The sequence below is a fragment of the Bacillus cereus group sp. RP32 genome, from assembly GCF_040459735.1.
Classification (GTDB): domain Bacteria; phylum Bacillota; class Bacilli; order Bacillales; family Bacillaceae_G; genus Bacillus_A; species Bacillus_A wiedmannii.
The window spans coordinates 4,906,602-4,923,950 of sequence record NZ_JARVHO010000001.1; the positions used below are offsets into that span (position 1 = coordinate 4,906,602).

Consider the following 17,349-nt stretch of genomic DNA (forward strand, 5'->3'; position numbering starts at 1 on the left):
ACCTATTATAATCATATTTTGTTTCTAATATGAAGTTCGTGTGAAGTTCATCTGAATTTTACATGAATTTCCTTTAAGTTCTATTGTCTTCCCATACTAATCACATTATCCTTTACATATAGGAATTATTTTCATTCCATTTCAAACTATCTATATATACAAAGAAAGATAGTCGCCTATTAGGGAAAGGCATCTAAATATAAACATAACATAAGAAAAAGCACGCTTATAAGCGCACCATAAGAGTGCTTCTTCATACAATTCTCATGTAAGAGTTCTCGAAAATCATGTTAATCACAAAGAAAAGGCATTAGCTTATACAAGCTAATGCCTTTTCTTTATTCATATCGTTCAGCATCCCATTCTTCTATATTCCATACTTTTGTTATCCATGCTTCATAGAAAGAAGGCTCATGTGAGACAAGTAAAACTGTTCCTTTATATTGTTGTAACGCTTCCTGCAAAGACTTCTTTGTTTCTATATCCAAATGATTAGTCGGTTCATCTAAAATTAAAACATTGCTTTTCGTTACGATAAGTTCACATAAACGTACTTTCGTTTGTTCCCCGCCGCTTAATAAACGAATAGGTTTTAATACATGTTCTTCTTTCAATCCACACTTTGCTAATGCTTGGCGTACTTCTTTCTTTGTCATATCTGGTCGTTCTGCCCAAACTTTTTCTAATGGTGTTGTTTCTGAAGCAAACTCTTCCTGCGCAAAATAAACAGGATTTACTCGTTCTCCAATAGAAATTGAACCGCTTAGCGGCTTTATTTGACCTAATAACGTTTTTAACATTGTCGTTTTTCCAATTCCATTATGACCAACAATCGCTATCTTTTCTCCTTTTTTTACTTGCAAATTCAATTCTGGACATAACGGAGAACTATATCCTATCCTTAGTTTTTCAGCCTGTAATATGCGACTAACTGGCTCCTCATAAACATTGAAATCAAAACGGGATCGAGGTACATGAGTAACCGTTTCAACCCTTTGCATTTTCTCCAATACTTTCTCTCGACTTTTGGCCTGTTTCGCTTTTCGAATTTTATTTTTTTGAATAAATGTTTCTAACTGAGCAATTTCTTTTTGCTGTTTCGCATGCGCCGATTGTAATTGTTTCCTTTGCAATTGATAACTTTGCACAAATTTTTCATAATTTCCTACGTACCGCTTCACTTTCCGTTCTTCTAGATGATAAATAACATTCGTAATACTGTTCAAAAATACTTCGTCATGTGAAATGATCACATAAGCTTTTTCATACAGTCTCAAATACGATTGCAACCATTCTATATGGGCTGTATCTAAATAGTTTGTTGGCTCATCTAGCAATAAAACATCAGTTTTTTCTAAAAGGAGCTTCCCAAGTAATAACTTTGTTCGCTGTCCTCCACTTAACTTTGAAACATCCTTTTTCAACCCTATTTCAAATAAACCTAAACCGATTGCTACTTCATCAATTTCTGTATGAATTTGATGGAAATTAGAACTTTCCAATATAGTTTGTAATTCTCCATACCTTACTAACAGTTTTTCTATTTCTTCTGCTCCATCCATTTCTTCTGCAATTTTTAACATTTCACATTCAATCGCATACAAATTAGAAAATGCACTTTGTAAGTACCCTTCAGTTGTTATCCCCTCTTGTAAATCCATATGTTGCTGTAAAAAGCCTATCTTCAAATGTGGAAACCATTCAATGTTTCCGTCATCATGTATAAGTTCTCCTGTTAAAATCCTTAACAAGGTTGATTTTCCAATTCCATTTTTCCCAACTAACCCAACATGCTCGCCCTTTAATAGTCGAAAACACGCATTATATAAAATGGTTTTCTCACCATATGAATGACTTAAATTTTCTACTGTTAATATACTCATTTTTTTCTCTCCTCTACTTATGGTTCATAAGCTAAATAGAGAGCACAGTAAAAATCCTTATTTAATTGTGCATATAAAAAATGGGTAAGGTGAATACACCTTACCCATTACATATTATCGTAAAAAAGGATTAAGGTTCTTTACCTGCTGTCTTCAATTTAGCTTAATCGTTAAAAATGGGCAGACTTCCCCCGTATCAAGCTAAAACCATTTGAAGAACAGTTGATAAAGTCATTTTATCCTTTCACTCCTTTAACATTTGTTATATTAAGAGTATAAACTACTCTGTTATATTCTATTCTCTATTTTTTCTTTTGTTCCTTCTCCGTTTTTTCATTTTCTGCGTAAATTTCTTTATACATCTTTTCTAATGCATATGGACTTGTAAAGATGAGCGTTAACGATTTCCAAATATAAATTCTTCTTTGTAATTCTATTCCGTACTCTTTACTAACCATATTTTTCACTTCTGGAATATGCTCTTCGTTTTGAAATTGTTGTACAGACTTCAATTCATTCGTTTTAAAATCTGTTAAAAATCCTATTACAGATCGTCCATGTTCCTGTGACCTTTCTTCTAAATCAAACTGAATTGAATGAACAAAACCTAAAACGTGAAAGATTTGAGCATGTAACCCGACAACAGCACGCTGTTCCATTAAGTTGTAGCACTCTCTTTTTAACTCTTCTACCATTTCTAAAGAATTTCTATTAACTGTTCTTTTGCTGACAAACATAATTTTTAAAATATGAGCGACTGCCCCCATACTTTTTAATATACTCTCTAAAACTTCTACCGCGTCTTCCACATAACCATTTGAAATTATAGAATGAATAAATTCATCTAATACCGCTTGAAACTTTTTAATTAAATGTAAATCGCGTAATTCTGGAACATCTTCTCTCAATTGATTCCGGCCTTGAACCCACTTTAAAACTTCTGTCATTTCTTCTTCTTTTAATTCATGATGTTCCATACCATACTTCATTAATAAAATATGATTTTTTAATAAGGACTTTCCTTCTTCAAGATTATCCGGCGTTAATGAATCAACTATTTGCTCTATAGATTTCATCTTTCTCCCCCTATATAAAAAAGCCTCTTAACAGTAATTATACTAAAAACTGTTAAGAGGCTTTTTCTATTTTTTCATATAAGGAGCTAATACTCTCAGAATTTCTTCCTTATCCTTCTTTAACTCAAGTGATGTTAACATATCCATCGTTCTTGGTCTAGGTAATTTCACTTGTACCTCTCCAACTATTGATGCTGGTCTTTGAGATAAAATAAATACGCGATCCGAAAGTAAGATTGCCTCATCTAAGTCATGTGTAACCATAACGATTGTTTGCTTCTCTTGGTGCCAAGAGTTTAAAAGCCAGCTATGTACTTCCATTTTTGTAAAGGCATCTAATTTTCCAAAAGGCTCATCAAGTAGCATAATTGGCTTTTCACATAAATATGTGCGCAAAAAACTAATTCTTTGACGCATACCACCAGACAATTCATCTGGATAATGGTCTGCATATTCATCTAGTTCAAATTGCTTTAATGCTTCCATTCCCTCTGTCAGCCTTTGTTTTTTCGGTTTCCCTTCGATTTCCAATGGAAGAACTATATTTTGCAAAGCTGATCGCCAAGGTAGTAATAAATCCTGCTGCGGCATATAACTTACAACATCTTGCTCTTGTACGTGCGTATCCTTATACGTTACATTTCCACTTGTTGGTTTTTCAACATTTGCAATCATATTTAATAATGTGCTTTTCCCGCAACCACTCGGTCCTACAAAGGAAACGAACTCTCCCTCTCGTATAGAAGCACTAATATTTTCTAATACATTCTTTCCATCAAAAGCTTTTACAATCTCTTTTATTTGTAATCCACTCATTTTTCACTTGGAAGGAACTCATTTGTAAAGGCATCTTTCACATCAATTTTCTTCTTAATAACTTTGTTATCATATAAGAAATTCATGTAATTCGTCCAAACTTCTTCCTTCTGTACTCCCCACGTTTTTGCATCATCTTGATATTTCGTACTTAACCATTTTTGACTTTCTTGTACTAATTCTTTATTCACATCTGGAACTGCTTTAATTAAAATATCAGCAGCTTCTTTCGGTTCTTTAATTGCAAAATTATAACCTTCTGTCGTTGCACTCATAAACTTTTTCACAAAGTCTTTATCTTGCTTCGTATGTTTTTCACTCGTAATAATAACAGGACTATAGAAATCAAGCGCTGGGTCTAAGTCTTTCACCATAATTGTATTTAACTCTTTTCCTTGGCGCTTCGCTTCAATTCCATCCCATCCGTAATATATCCATTCAAAGTCTGCATCACGACCGATTGATTTAAAGAAATCTGTTTGTCCTAAGATGATTTTTTCAACTTTATTAAAATCAGCTTGATGCTTCTCCATGATTGTCTTCAACGTTGCTTCTTCTGCTGGTCCTCCCCAGCCGCCGTAACGTTTACCTTCAAAATCTTTTGGTGACGTCATATTATCTTTTTTAAGTGATGCAAAAGCTGAAGTGTTATGTTGAATGATTGCTCCTATAGATACAACAGGAATACCTTCCACACGAGCCAACGTTACATTTTCTTGTGCGCTTATTGCGAAGTCAGCTTTTCCGGAAGCTATCATTTGCTCCGCTGTCACATTATCACCTGGCTGAATAATTTCTACATCTAATCCTTGCTTTTTATAATAATCTTTCGCTTGCGCTACATATAGGCCAGTATGATTCGTATTCGGAAACCAATCTAATACTACTTTTACTTTTTGATCTTTACTTGCACTTTCTTCTTTCTTCGCCGGATTACATCCAGCCACACCTACTGCTAATAAGGCAGCCAACATAACTTTTAAACCTTTTTTCATTTTCTGCCGTCCTTTCTATATATCCATGGTGCTGTTATTCTTGCCATAAACTCCACGATAAAATACAGACATAATGTCACCATAACAATAATTGCCGCCACACCAAATACTCGGGCTGTTAGAAAGGATTTTGTAGCTCTTGTAAGCATAACTCCTAATCCTTCGCTTGCACCGAGCCATTCCCCAATAATTGCTCCCATTACGCTATATGTAACTGCAATTTTTAAACCTGAGAAAAAGTATGGCAGCACTGCTGGAAACTTTACTTTCTGGTAAACTTGCCATTTCGTTGCCTTCATCGTTTGCAACAACTTCAACATATTTTTATCTACCGTTTGAAAACCTTCTAAAATGCTGAGCGCAATCGGGAAGAAACAAACGAGTATTACTACCATTACTTTCGGTAGCATTCCATATCCAAACCAAATAATAAATAACGGTGCAAGTACAACGATTGGAATCGTTTGCGAAATAACAAGCAACGGATTTATTAAAATACGAAATAAAGGGATAACATCCATAATAATTGCAATACTTGTCCCAATTAAAATCGCAAAAAACAGTCCGATTAGAACCTCTTGTAACGTTTGCATCGTATTCGGTAATAGTAAATCTTTCATTCCAATTAATTCTTGAACAATGGCAGAAGGCTTCGGTAAAATCCACGGTTCAATTTTAAATAATGAAACAGATCCTTCCCATATCGCTATGAGAAGGATAAGCCAAATTGTTGTAATTATTTTAGATTGCTTCTGGTTTTGCATATTCATCACGGTACTTCCAAACCTTTTCATCTATCGTTACACCAGTGCTTGGACGATAATGGATTTTAATAGAAGTAATCACTTCTTCTGCTCCAGCATCCACACAAGCTTGTTGCGCACGTTTAATGATATCAAGAAGTACATCTAATTCTCCTTCCAGCGTTGTTTCCATTGCCCCTACTTCATAACGAACTCCCGATTGTTGTACAACTTCAATTGCTTTATCAACAACAGAATACACATCTTTGTTCTTCGCTTGTGGTACTACTGAAAATGAAATTGTAACTTGTTGTGACATAGTAAAATCCCCCTTATAAAATGAAGTATTAAAACAAGAAAAGGCTTTCCTACTGCGTAGGAAAGCCTTGTATGCAAGTTATTATAGAATAACATATGCTACATCACTTTAAGTAACTCCCTACGCTGGCATTATCCAGATCAGGTTGAGGGTCGATGTTTGTTTACATCCTCTCAGCCAATTGGCTCCCCGGTCCTTAATTCGTTTTCATTGTAGCATGATTTATTTTATTGAACAAACAAAAGCACGTATAATCATTTCATTTAACTTTTGAATTCCCCTATTAACTCTTGTAACTCCTGTGAAAGCCAGCTTAAAGAACTAGCTAATTCAGCAATATCTTGTACAGACATTTCCTGTTCTTTCATACTTTCTTCAATATTATTACTACTATTTGCATACTTATTTGCGATATGTGATAGTTCATTTACGACACGAACAATATTTTGGCTATTTTGCAATATATCACTTGAATTGCTAAAAACAGCTCTAACTTGATTTGTAACAGATTGTGCTGATTTTGAATTTTTTTCAAAGAAAGCACCACTACTTTGAACAAATTCAATTCCAGATTCTACTTCTTTTGAAGCTTTTTGTATTGAAACAATAGCTTCTTTCGTTTCAGCTTGTGTTTCCCCTATTAATTTTGCTATATCTTTTGCTGATGCTTCCGTCTGCTCTGCTAATTTACTCACTTCATCAGCAACAACAGCAAATCCCTTTCCGGTTGCTTCAGCACGTGAAGCTTCAATAGAAGCATGTAACGCTAACGAATTAGTTTGATTTGAAATACCTGTAATTACAGTTACTATATCACTAATTTCTTTTGATTTTGTTTCCAAAGAATACATAATAGAAGATAAATCTTGTACTGCATTTTGTATTATAATCATTTGATTCATCGTCTTTTCAATAACACCATTTCCTTTTACTGAATGATGCTCCATACCTTCAGACTCTTTCGCCATTTGTTCTGCAGCATTTTTTATCTCTTCCATCTTATCTTCCATTTCATATACAATACCTAAATACTGTGGTACTGACGTTTCTTGTGACTGAGCGCTAGCTCTTAACTCAACCATAGAACTTACAATTTCTTGAACCGCCATACTATTCTCTTTCGTACTCACTGACAATTCTTGTGAAGATGAGGAAACCTGTTCTGCTGTCTGCTTCACTTTATCTACAATTCCTTTAAACTTCTCGATGGTATTATTAAAATACGAATTAACAATACCAATATCATCTGGTCTTTCCTCTAACTTAATACTTAAATCACCTTCACCGACTTTGCGTAATCCTTCACGTAAATCTCGCAATGGAGCAAGTGCGTTACGCACAATTAAGAATTGAATAAAAGTTGCAATTAAAACAGAAATACAAATAAACATTAAACCTTGTATAATGAATTTTTCCTTTGTAATAGGAACAATAGAAGCATCTACATCGGCTGCAACAATTGCCACAATATTTCCGTCTCCATCTTTAATTGGCTCTAATATCGTTACCCATGACCCTAATAGATCTTCATATACTACTGTCATGTTTGCTTTTTTCGTGCTCATTACTTTATCATATGCTTTCATCCAAAGATCTGGTTGTTTATAATATTCTCCCGGCCTTACTTCAACAACATTTGCTAAACCTGTAGACAAATCAATGATTTGTAGCTCACCTTTTTCATTTTCTTTTGCTCCAACAATATACGTTTGTCCAACACTATTCAATTCTTCCGTTGCTTCATCTAATTTCTCTGTTAACTTCTCTCTCTTTTCTCTTTCTGCCACTGGGTCTTTTGCAACATCTCTCAATATTTCTGCGTCTAATTTATGTAATACCGTATCTCCTGTTTCAAAAGAATGCCTTTCAAATATAGACATCATGCTATTTTGAAACATGTTAAAACTTAACGCTCCCATAGTACCAACAAGCGTCAAAATAACTAACACAGTTAACAATACATTCTTTTGAAGAAATGATAGCTTGTGCCAATATTTTTTCATCAACATCACCTTTCTTAATTAACTTAATATAAAGAAAAACTATTAAAATATAAACCTTATTAACAATTGATAATAGTTCTCATTTGTTTACAAATAAAAAAAAGACCAATGAAAAAGCATTGGTCAAGACCAACCCTATCCGTCCGGTAACTGGCTAGCGTAGCCTTTCGGCCTTAGCTCCTGTAGTTTTGCGTCCTAATGTTTCCATCAGTTTGCCTTTCTCGCTGAACGAGTTGAACGATATGGGAGTTCTATGAGAATTACATTATTCTCTATCAAAGATTACAACATAAGAATTAAAATGTCTACCTATTTAGAGATGCAAATGTAAAGTTTCAATGTATTATTTTTTCGAAATAATTTAACAAAGTTCGTGAATGTTACATTTCTTGTGTTATATAATAAAAAATGTATATAACACAAGGATTATTTTGGGTATTTGTTTTAATTTTCGTTCAAATTAAATTATTCAAATATATCTTAACTAATGAATTCCGGAGGTAGTTTATCATGTTTTGGCTACAATTTCTTACGTTACTACTCTGCATTTTTATTGGCGCACGCCTAGGCGGAGTTGGTCTAGGAGTAATGGGTGGCGTTGGTATGGCAATACTTGTTTTTGTCTTCCACTTACAACCTACAGCTCCTCCTATTGATGTAATGCTTATGATTTTAGCAGTAATTACAGCTGCCGGTGCACTGCAAGCCGCTGGAGGAATGGACTACCTTGTTCATCTAGCTGAGAAAGCATTGCGAAAAAATCCAAAGCGCATTACATTCTTTGCTCCAATTGTTACTTATTTATTTACACTGTGCGCAGGAACTGGTCACGTTGCTTATTCTGTACTTCCTGTTATCGCAGAAGTCTCTCGCGAATCTGGGATTAGACCGGAACGACCAATGTCAATTGCCGTAATCGCTTCCCAACAAGCAATTACAGCTAGCCCTATATCAGCTGCAACAGTTGCACTTTTAGCAATGCTAGCTGACTATAAAATCACCTTATTAGATATTTTAAAAGTAAGTATTCCTTCTACCTTCATCGCTTGTATGGTAGCTGCATTTGTTGCTAGCAAAATGGGGAAAGAATTAAATGAAGACCCTGAATACTTGAAACGTTTAAAAGAAGGAATGATTCCTAAAATTGAAGAGAAGAAAGAATTTGTTGGTTTAAAAGGCGCTAAACTATCCGTTATCCTTTTCTTAATAGGAACTTTCCTTGTCGTACTTCTCGGTTCATTTGAAGCACTTCGTCCAGGATGGATGGTTGACGGGAAGTTAATTCGTCTTTCCATGCCAAACACAATTGAAATGGTTATGTTAACTATCGCAGCTCTTATTATTATTTTCTGCAAACCAAATGTAGAAAGCATCGTGTCTGGTAACGTCTTTAAAGCGGGGGCAACAGCTGTTGTTGCTATTTTCGGTATCGCTTGGATGGGAGATACTTTCTTTAACGGAAACTTAAATATGATTCAAGGATCAATTCAGCACCTAGTAACAAGTGCACCATGGCTATTTGCCATCGCATTATTCATTCTATCTATTTTACTATATAGCCAAGCAGCAACAGTACGTGCTTTAATGCCTCTTGGATTATCACTCGGTATTCCACCAGCGCTACTAATCGCAATGTTCCCTGCAGTAAATGGATATTTCTTCATTCCAAACTATGGAACAATCGTTGCTGCCATTAACTTCGATCGCACTGGTACAACAGGTATTGGGAAATATGTTTTAAATCATAGCTTTATGATTCCAGGCCTAATCGCAACATTCACTTCTATCGGAATTGGAATGCTTTTAATATCAATTATGTTTTAAAGAAAAAGCACAAACCGACAATTTTAAAGGGTTTGTGCTTTTTTAATCAAACGTTTGTTTAAATATTTTTAACGGTCCATTATGTTTTTTACTATTTTTGTGAAGTTCCGTTTTCCTACAACCCCCTATTTACTTCCTCAACTAGCTTCTTCGTACTTTCATACGGAGATTCAGCTAAACTAATCGCGGAAATAACAGAAACACCGTCCGCACCGGCTTCTATAACCCCGGCGGTATTTTCAATTGTAATCCCACCAATCCCAACGATTGGCGCTGTAATTCCTTGCTCTCTAAAATAAGCTAACCCTTTCGTTCCTTGCACCGCTTTCGTATCTTTTTTCGTACTCGTTGGGAAAATAGGGCCCACACCTAAATAGTCAGCTCCGTTTTCAATTGCCCAGCGTGCTTCTTCAACTGTATGTGTAGATACACCAACAATTTTATCTCCCATTTTTTCACGAACAGAAGTAATTCCTTCATCATCTTGTCCAACATGCACGCCATCTGCATCTAACTCGAGAGCTAGTTCCACATCATCATTTACGATGAATGGTACACCGTACTCCTTACAAATTGCTTGTAGTTCTTTTGCGAAAAAAATACGTTGTTCTCCCGTTAAAGCGCCTTCTCCCTTTTCACGAAATTGAAAAATTGTTATACCACCTTCAAGTGCATCTCTCAATACTTGTAGTGGCTCCTTCGCACAATTGTTACTTCCCATAATAAAATATACTGATAACAACCTAGACATTTCTGCCTTTGAAATACGCGACATTTATTTTCCCTCCTTACTATATAACCTCAATCTTCCCGTACTTCTCTATATCACCCGAAGTCGTATTCGCTAACTGATTTAAAAATTCAATTTGGAAACTACCTGGTCCTTTTTCTACTGTCTTAGCAGCTGCCAGTTCTGCAGCTACACCATAAAACGTTAATGCTGCTACAGATGCCTTTACATGATCCTTTTCTACCGCTACAAATGCTCCTATTACAGAAGTTAATAAACAACCAGTTCCCGTAACTTTCGTTAAAATAGGATGGCCATTTCGAATAACAATAGTTCGCTGTCCATCTGTAACAACATCTTCTTCTCCAGTAATCACCGCAACTGTATTTAGTTCATCTGCTGCCTGCTTTGCAATACTTACGACATTACCATTTCCAGCACCAGCGTCTACCCCTTTAATTTCCCATCTCTCATTAATAACATTTGCTATTTCAGCTGCATTTCCGCGAATAATTGCTAAATCGATTTCGGCCGGAATATGTCTCGCAACTTCTGTTCGATAAGAAGTTGCTCCTGCGCCAACCGGATCAAACAGTACCGGTACATCATTCGTATTAGCCGACTTACCAGCAAGTAACATCGCTTCTACCTCGTCAGGACGAAGTGTCCCCATATTTAATACTAATGCTCCAGCAATGCTAGCCATTTCTGCTACTTCTTCTTTTGCATACGCCATTACAGGCGATGCCCCTAACGCTAACAAACCGTTAGCTGTAAAGTTTGTTACAACAACATTTGTAATATTATGAACGAGCGGATTAGATTCTCTCACCAAATCCACTACTTTACTAATTTCTTTCATATTCATCCTTCTCATCCCCTAACTATAGTGATGGGAGATACACAAAAAGCACTTTGCGCGTACGCAAAGTGCCTGAACATGTGCTTTTACACTCTCCCTACGCTGGCATTATCCAACAGGTTCAAATGGTCAATGACGGATTAGTCATACTCTCAGTTTGCATCCACAAACTCCCATGTGCTTATTATTCATCTACTTCAAAGTCTACTCTTATTCTAGTAAAATAACAAGTTCTTTACTTTTCTATTTCATATAGAAGCAACTGATAAAACAATACGCATAATAAAGTGAAACTTTAATCAGTGGGGGTTTTGTTCATCCCCCACTGATTATTAGTTGAACCAATCGGGCTTTTATGGGCAGTTGATTCCCTACCTAACTTCTTTGCTTCCGCTGAATTTTGAGGCAGGGGTCTTACTGCCCGTTAATGCGGGATAAATAAGTATCTATTTCTCATAGTCTCATCATGGCGCATATTATGTTCTGTCGCCATCATTCACCCTCAAACAGATGTTATCCCACTAAAAAACGTTCAAATCTGGAGCGAAACTGAATCTCAAGAAGATGTATGCTATAGTTAACGTATGGAAATTTGAAAGGATGTTTTTAATATGTCAAAAAGCGTTGTAATCGCTGAAAAACCTTCCGTTGCACGAGATATTGCGCGTGTACTTAAGTGCGATAAAAAAGGAAATGGCTACCTTGAAGGTAGTAAATATATTGTAACTTGGGCTTTAGGTCATCTCGTTACATTAGCTGATCCAGAAAGCTATGATGTGAAATATAAACAGTGGAATTTAGAAGATTTACCGATGCTACCTGAGCGCTTGAAATTAACGGTTATTAAACAAACAGGGAAACAATTTAATGCTGTGAAGAGTCAGCTACTTAGAAAAGATGTAAATGAAATTATTGTAGCGACAGATGCTGGACGCGAAGGCGAATTAGTCGCACGTTGGATTATCGATAAAGTTAAAATACAAAAACCTATTAAGCGTTTATGGATTTCATCTGTTACTGATAAAGCAATTAAAGATGGCTTCGCAAATTTAAAACCAGGTAAAGCATATGACGATTTATACGCTTCGGCTGTCGCACGTTCAGAAGCTGACTGGTACATCGGTCTTAACGCGACTCGCGCTTTAACGACTCGCTTTAATGCCCAGCTGAATTGCGGACGTGTACAAACACCTACTGTCTCTATGATCGCTAATCGTGAAGATGAAATAAAGAACTTCAAAGCTCAAACTTACTACGGTATCGAAGTACAAACAACGAATCAGTTAAAACTAACTTGGCAAGATGCAAATGGTAATAGCCGCAGTTTTAATAAAGAAAAAATTGATGGTATTGTAAAAGGTTTAGATAAGCATAATGCTACCGTTGTGGAAATTGATAAAAAACAGAAGAAGTCATTCTCTCCTGGTCTTTACGATTTAACTGAATTACAACGTGATGCAAATAAAAAGTTCGGTTACTCTGCGAAAGAAACATTAAACATTATGCAGAAATTGTATGAGCAACATAAAGTTCTAACGTATCCTCGTACAGATTCACGCTATATTTCATCTGATATCGTTGGAACACTTCCAGAGCGTCTAAAAGCATGTGGCGTTGGAGAATACCGTCCTTTAGCACATAAAGTATTACAAAAGCCTATCAAGGCTAATAAATCATTTGTTGATGATAGTAAAGTAAGCGATCATCACGCAATTATTCCGACAGAAGGATACGTTAATTTCTCCGCCTTCACAGATAAAGAACGTAAAATTTATGATTTAGTTGTAAAACGTTTCTTAGCCATTTTATTCCCAGCATTCGAATACGAACAACTAACGTTACGCACAAAAGTTGGCAATGAAACGTTCATTGCACGAGGAAAAACAATTTTACATGCCGGCTGGAAAGAAGTATATGAAAACCGCTTTGAAGATGATGATGTAATGGATGACGTAAAGGAGCAACTTCTACCTCGCATTGAAAAAGGCGATACATTAACTGTAAAGTTAATTATGCAAACATCAGGCCAAACGAAAGCACCTGCACGATTTAACGAAGCTACTTTACTTTCAGCAATGGAAAATCCTACGAAATATATGGATACGCAAAATAAACAACTTGCTGATACGTTAAAATCAACTGGTGGATTAGGTACTGTAGCGACACGCGCTGATATTATCGACAAGCTATTCAATTCGTTCTTACTTGAAAAACGTGGTAAAGATATTCACATTACCTCAAAAGGCCGTCAGTTACTTGATTTAGTGCCAGAAGAGTTAAAATCACCTACACTAACTGGTGAGTGGGAACAAAAGCTTGAAGCAATTGCGAAGGGTAAACTGAAAAAAGAAGTATTCATTTCAGAAATGAAGAACTATACGAAAGAAATTGTTTCTGAAATTAAATCGAGTGATAAAAAATATAAACATGACAACATTTCAACGAAGTCTTGTCCAGACTGTGGTAAACCAATGCTGGAGGTAAACGGCAAAAAAGGAAAAATGCTTGTATGCCAAGACCGTGAATGTGGTCATCGTAAAAATGTATCTCGTACAACAAACGCTCGTTGTCCGCAATGTAAGAAGAAGTTAGAATTACGTGGTGAAGGTGCAGGACAAATCTTTGCATGTAAATGTGGCTATCGCGAGAAATTATCCACATTCCAAGAAAGACGTAAAAAGGAATCTGGAAGCAAAGCTGATAAACGCGACGTTCAAAAATATATGAAACAGCAGAACAAAGAAGAAGAACCATTAAACAATCCGTTCGCAGAAGCATTAAAGAAGTTAAAATTTGATTAAACAAAAAGGTTCCTACCACTATCGGTAGGAACCTTTTATTTTTAATGAATAATTTTACTTCCTTTTGCGTTCTCAACAAACTTTTCACTTGATTTGTTAATTGGTGTTTTCAGTAATAATGCAGCAACAATCATAACTACTACGAAAGCACTTAACACAAGTAAATCTCTAGTTACTATATCCCAAAGCATTCCACCTACTGTTTCACGAATTGCACTAATTGCATATGTGAACGGTAAGAACGGATAAATTGCTTGGAAGAACGCTGGTGTCATTTGAATTGGGAATGTTCCGCCCGATCCTGCTACTTGCAGTACAAGTAAAATGATCGCCATCGATTTCCCAACGTTTCCGAAAATAGAAACGAGTGAGTATACGATACAAACGAAGACCCCGCCAATAAATAAACTAAATAATACAAACCAGAACTTATCGACTACGTACGTACCGAGTAAGAATATATCTCCCATCGATACGATAAACGCTTGTGAAAGACCTATCGTTAAGAATGTTAATAAACGTCCGAAGTAAATTTCATGGCTCTTATAATTCGCGCCTTCTTCATGTACTTCTACTGTTAATAATGAAACCATTAATAATGCGCCTACCCATAATGCAAGCACTGTATAGAATGGTGACATCGCTGAACCGTAGTTCGGCATCGCAAATAACTTATTCTCTTTTAAATTTACTGGATTCGCGAAGTAATCACTTTGCTTTTCAACATCATTTTTCAATAAGCGTATGATGTCTTTTATATCCTCTTCAGATTCAAAATCACGAATTTTATTTGCTAAGTCCTTAATCTTTTTCTCAGTCTCCGGCATGTCAGCCTTAATGTCTGTTAATTTCTTTTTACCGTCTACTAAGCCTTTTGATGAATCTTCTAGTAGCTTTTTAACATCTGGAAGCTTTTTGTCTGCTTCTTTTAAAATTTGAGATGTGTTTTTAGACATCTCTTTTGTACGAGCAATAGCTGCATTGAAATTTGGAGTGATTTCTGAGTCATATTTAGCTAAAATGTCACCAATTTGGCCCGAAACACTTTTAGATACTTCATTAATACTTTCAATCACATCTGCTGCTGGTTTTTGCCCTTTATTAATAGAGTCAATTCCTTTATCAGTTAAATCGATTCCTTTTTGAAGACCATCTTTTACTTTATTCAATTTAGAAATCGTGTTATTCGTGTTCTTATCACTATTTACATCTGCTAAAACTTTATTTGTACTTTCCAGAACTGGAATCATGTCGTTAAATAAATTCCATGCTGCTTTGAACTGTCCATTTAAATCATTTAAGGCTACTTTTGTAGAGTCTAATCCATTAACACCTGCGTTGCTTAAGTCTTCTCTTGCTTTTCCAAGTTCTGTTTTTAATCTGCTGTAATCACTTACAGCCTTATCGTACTTTTCTCTACCATTGTCTAATGCCTCATTGGTTTGATTTACTAACTCATTCGCTTTTTTTATATCTTGATTTAAATTACCTCTAAGTTGTTGCGCATCTTCTTTTACACCTTCAGCCTTATCTTTCAATTGCTCAGCTGTACTTACTGCTTTTTCAAAATCAGTTACGAATGTTGCATTATAATCTGCTTCTGCTTGATTTACCAAGTTATTTATTGAATCTAACTTTTTATTAGTAGCATCTCTTACATCTTGTTTCACTTCTTGCCCTGTACCAATAATATTGGCAATATCTTTAACGCCACCATTTGCATTTTCAATAGCTGATTTAAGGTTTGTTAATCTTTCTATTCTCTTTTGGAAGAATTCTTTTCCAAAATCAGTTGATGCCGACTCTTTAAATTTAGTAAAGACATCAATTACATATGAAACACTATCCGCACGTCCTTGCAGCGTCTCAGAAACATTATTAAGATCTTGTTTCGCTTTTTCCGGATCAAAATTACCATTTTGTAACCCGTTTATAACACCTTGTGCGTAAGTTGTGCCAACACGTATTGAGCTGAAAACATTATTTACAGTTTGATCAATATTTTTAGCAATATTCTTATACCCATCACCATTCACTTGCGGTAACGCTGGAATTTCTGGTATTTGCGGTATTTGTGGAAGAGTTATATTAGGTAACACTGGTAATTTAGCTGGATCTGGAAGTGTCAGATTAAAATCAAATGAAGGATTTTTTAAGTAATCCGTAATTTTCGCTGCAGCATCCAATCCCTGCTTCGTTACAATTAAATTATTCTTAATAGTTCCCGGAGCACGATTCAATGTTTCATTATTTCTCGCGAAGAACTTATCTAAATTTCCTAATGCTTCCTGCCCATCATTCATAACACTTTCTACAACCGGTAACTCTTTTTGCGCTACTTTCACAATATCCTCTGCTCGAGTTGCATCATCTAACGCCTTATCCATTAATGTATTCATTTCTGGGAACTGCGCTTCTAACTTAAAGACAAGGTCTTTTACTTTCTCGATACTTGGTAAGTTTGTTTCTAAATCGATTCCAAGGTCATTGAAGATTTTAAAAATCTCACCGTTTGCTGTTTTAACGAAGTTTTTACTAATTTCTTCCGTAATACCTGATGCACCTTTTGCTGTAATTTTCGGTGCAATCGCATTTACTTTCTCATTTACATAGTAATCAAGTTCTGGCTTTTGTGGATTTTCATCCAGAACAGTTGCAATTTTTTCAGAGAAGTCTTTTGGGATTGTAATACTTGCATAATAATCCCCACGCTCAACTCCGTAAATCGCCTGCTTTTGGTCTACAAATTTCCAACCAAGATTCTTGTTTTTCTTTAGAGAATCTACAATCTCGTCCCCGATATTGATATCTTTCCCTCTTAAATTAGAGCCTGCATCTTGGTTAGAAACGGCAATGGGAACCTCTTTTGTATTTCCATAAGGATCCCAAGAAGCTTTAATGTTAAACCATGCATATAACGATGGTAAAATCATTAATCCTAAAACAATAACAATTGCAGCCCAATGTTTAGCTACATTCCGTAAATCTGTCTTATAAATACGCCAAATTTGTTTCATAGAAGTTATCACCTAATTATATATTTTTCCTTCTTTAGAAAATGATACATACATTTTGCAATTATATCACTTTCTACATCGTGGATTAAACGAAAATACACTATTTTTCCCATTAAATATTTCACTTACTTCATTATATAACGAAGTAAAAAAAGTATGCATACAAAATGACCAAATTAGTTTTACATTCAATAATAACAAATATATAGGAAATGTCATAAAAAATACAAGTATTTTATCTTGGCAATACTTGTATTCCTCAAAAAAATCCTCACAGCTT

General features: G+C 35.4%; 12 protein-coding genes and 3 riboswitches. Of the genes, 2 read left to right on the forward strand and 10 right to left on the reverse strand.

What is annotated here, in order from left to right; all coding sequences use genetic code 11:
• Nucleotides 1–338: 338 nt before the first annotated feature.
• The 7 genes from QCI46_RS25250 to QCI46_RS25280 form a co-directional block, all read right to left on the reverse strand.
• Entirely contained in the window at nucleotides 339–1,883 is a 1,545-nt protein-coding gene (locus tag QCI46_RS25250; RefSeq protein ID WP_353841688.1) for an ABC-F family ATP-binding cassette domain-containing protein, read from the reverse strand.
• Between the two features lie 302 nt (nucleotides 1,884–2,185).
• Nucleotides 2,186–2,959 (reverse strand): hypothetical protein, encoded by a 774-nt coding sequence (locus QCI46_RS25255; RefSeq protein ID WP_353841689.1) that lies wholly within the window; start codon nucleotides 2,957–2,959, stop codon nucleotides 2,186–2,188.
• 66 nt (nucleotides 2,960–3,025) lie between these two features.
• Nucleotides 3,026–3,775: an ABC transporter ATP-binding protein gene (locus QCI46_RS25260; RefSeq protein WP_353841690.1), complete on the reverse strand. Its 750-nt coding sequence runs from the start codon at nucleotides 3,773–3,775 to the stop codon at nucleotides 3,026–3,028.
• Nucleotides 3,772–4,770 (reverse strand): ABC transporter substrate-binding protein, encoded by a 999-nt coding sequence (locus QCI46_RS25265; RefSeq protein ID WP_353841691.1) that lies wholly within the window; start codon nucleotides 4,768–4,770, stop codon nucleotides 3,772–3,774. Before QCI46_RS25265 ends, QCI46_RS25260 begins: the two co-directional genes overlap by 4 nt.
• Complete coding sequence (locus QCI46_RS25270; RefSeq protein ID WP_001057159.1) at nucleotides 4,767–5,540, reverse strand: ABC transporter permease; 774 nt, start codon at nucleotides 5,538–5,540, stop codon at nucleotides 4,767–4,769. The genes QCI46_RS25265 and QCI46_RS25270 overlap by 4 nt, the downstream gene beginning before the upstream one ends.
• Nucleotides 5,512–5,832 carry an MTH1187 family thiamine-binding protein gene (locus QCI46_RS25275; RefSeq protein ID WP_000082897.1) on the reverse strand — a complete coding sequence of 107 codons (321 nt, stop codon included), beginning with the start codon at nucleotides 5,830–5,832 and terminating at the stop codon, nucleotides 5,512–5,514. The genes QCI46_RS25270 and QCI46_RS25275 overlap by 29 nt, the downstream gene beginning before the upstream one ends.
• Nucleotides 5,833–5,932: 100 nt before the next feature.
• A riboswitch (TPP riboswitch) is annotated at nucleotides 5,933–6,034 on the reverse strand.
• 61 nt (nucleotides 6,035–6,095) lie between these two features.
• Nucleotides 6,096–7,835, reverse strand: a complete 1,740-nt coding sequence (locus QCI46_RS25280; protein ID WP_353841692.1) for a methyl-accepting chemotaxis protein — start codon at nucleotides 7,833–7,835, stop codon at nucleotides 6,096–6,098.
• A 142-nt stretch (nucleotides 7,836–7,977) separates the two neighbouring features.
• Nucleotides 7,978–8,062: riboswitch (cyclic di-GMP riboswitch) on the reverse strand.
• A 283-nt stretch (nucleotides 8,063–8,345) separates the two neighbouring features.
• On the opposite strand from QCI46_RS25280, the gene QCI46_RS25285 reads away from it, so the two are divergent.
• Nucleotides 8,346–9,659: an anaerobic C4-dicarboxylate transporter family protein gene (locus QCI46_RS25285; RefSeq protein WP_353841693.1), complete on the forward strand. Its 1,314-nt coding sequence runs from the start codon at nucleotides 8,346–8,348 to the stop codon at nucleotides 9,657–9,659.
• Between the two features lie 115 nt (nucleotides 9,660–9,774).
• On the opposite strand, the gene thiE is transcribed toward QCI46_RS25285, so the two are convergent.
• Both thiE and thiM read right to left on the reverse strand, forming a co-directional pair.
• Complete coding sequence (gene thiE / locus QCI46_RS25290; RefSeq protein WP_353841694.1) at nucleotides 9,775–10,434, reverse strand: thiamine phosphate synthase; 660 nt, start codon at nucleotides 10,432–10,434, stop codon at nucleotides 9,775–9,777.
• A 16-nt stretch (nucleotides 10,435–10,450) separates the two neighbouring features.
• Entirely contained in the window at nucleotides 10,451–11,257 is an 807-nt protein-coding gene (gene thiM / locus QCI46_RS25295; protein ID WP_353841695.1) for a hydroxyethylthiazole kinase, read from the reverse strand.
• A gap of 71 nt (nucleotides 11,258–11,328) precedes the next feature.
• Nucleotides 11,329–11,438, reverse strand: a riboswitch (TPP riboswitch).
• A 424-nt stretch (nucleotides 11,439–11,862) separates the two neighbouring features.
• Between thiM and topB the strand changes: the two genes are divergently transcribed.
• Nucleotides 11,863–14,052, forward strand: a complete 2,190-nt coding sequence (gene topB / locus QCI46_RS25300) for a DNA topoisomerase III (RefSeq protein ID WP_353841696.1) — start codon at nucleotides 11,863–11,865, stop codon at nucleotides 14,050–14,052.
• Between the two features lie 41 nt (nucleotides 14,053–14,093).
• Here the strand turns inward: topB and QCI46_RS25305 are convergent, their stop codons facing one another.
• Nucleotides 14,094–17,069 (reverse strand): YhgE/Pip family protein, encoded by a 2,976-nt coding sequence (locus tag QCI46_RS25305; RefSeq protein WP_353841697.1) that lies wholly within the window; start codon nucleotides 17,067–17,069, stop codon nucleotides 14,094–14,096.
• Nucleotides 17,070–17,349 lie beyond the last annotated feature (280 nt).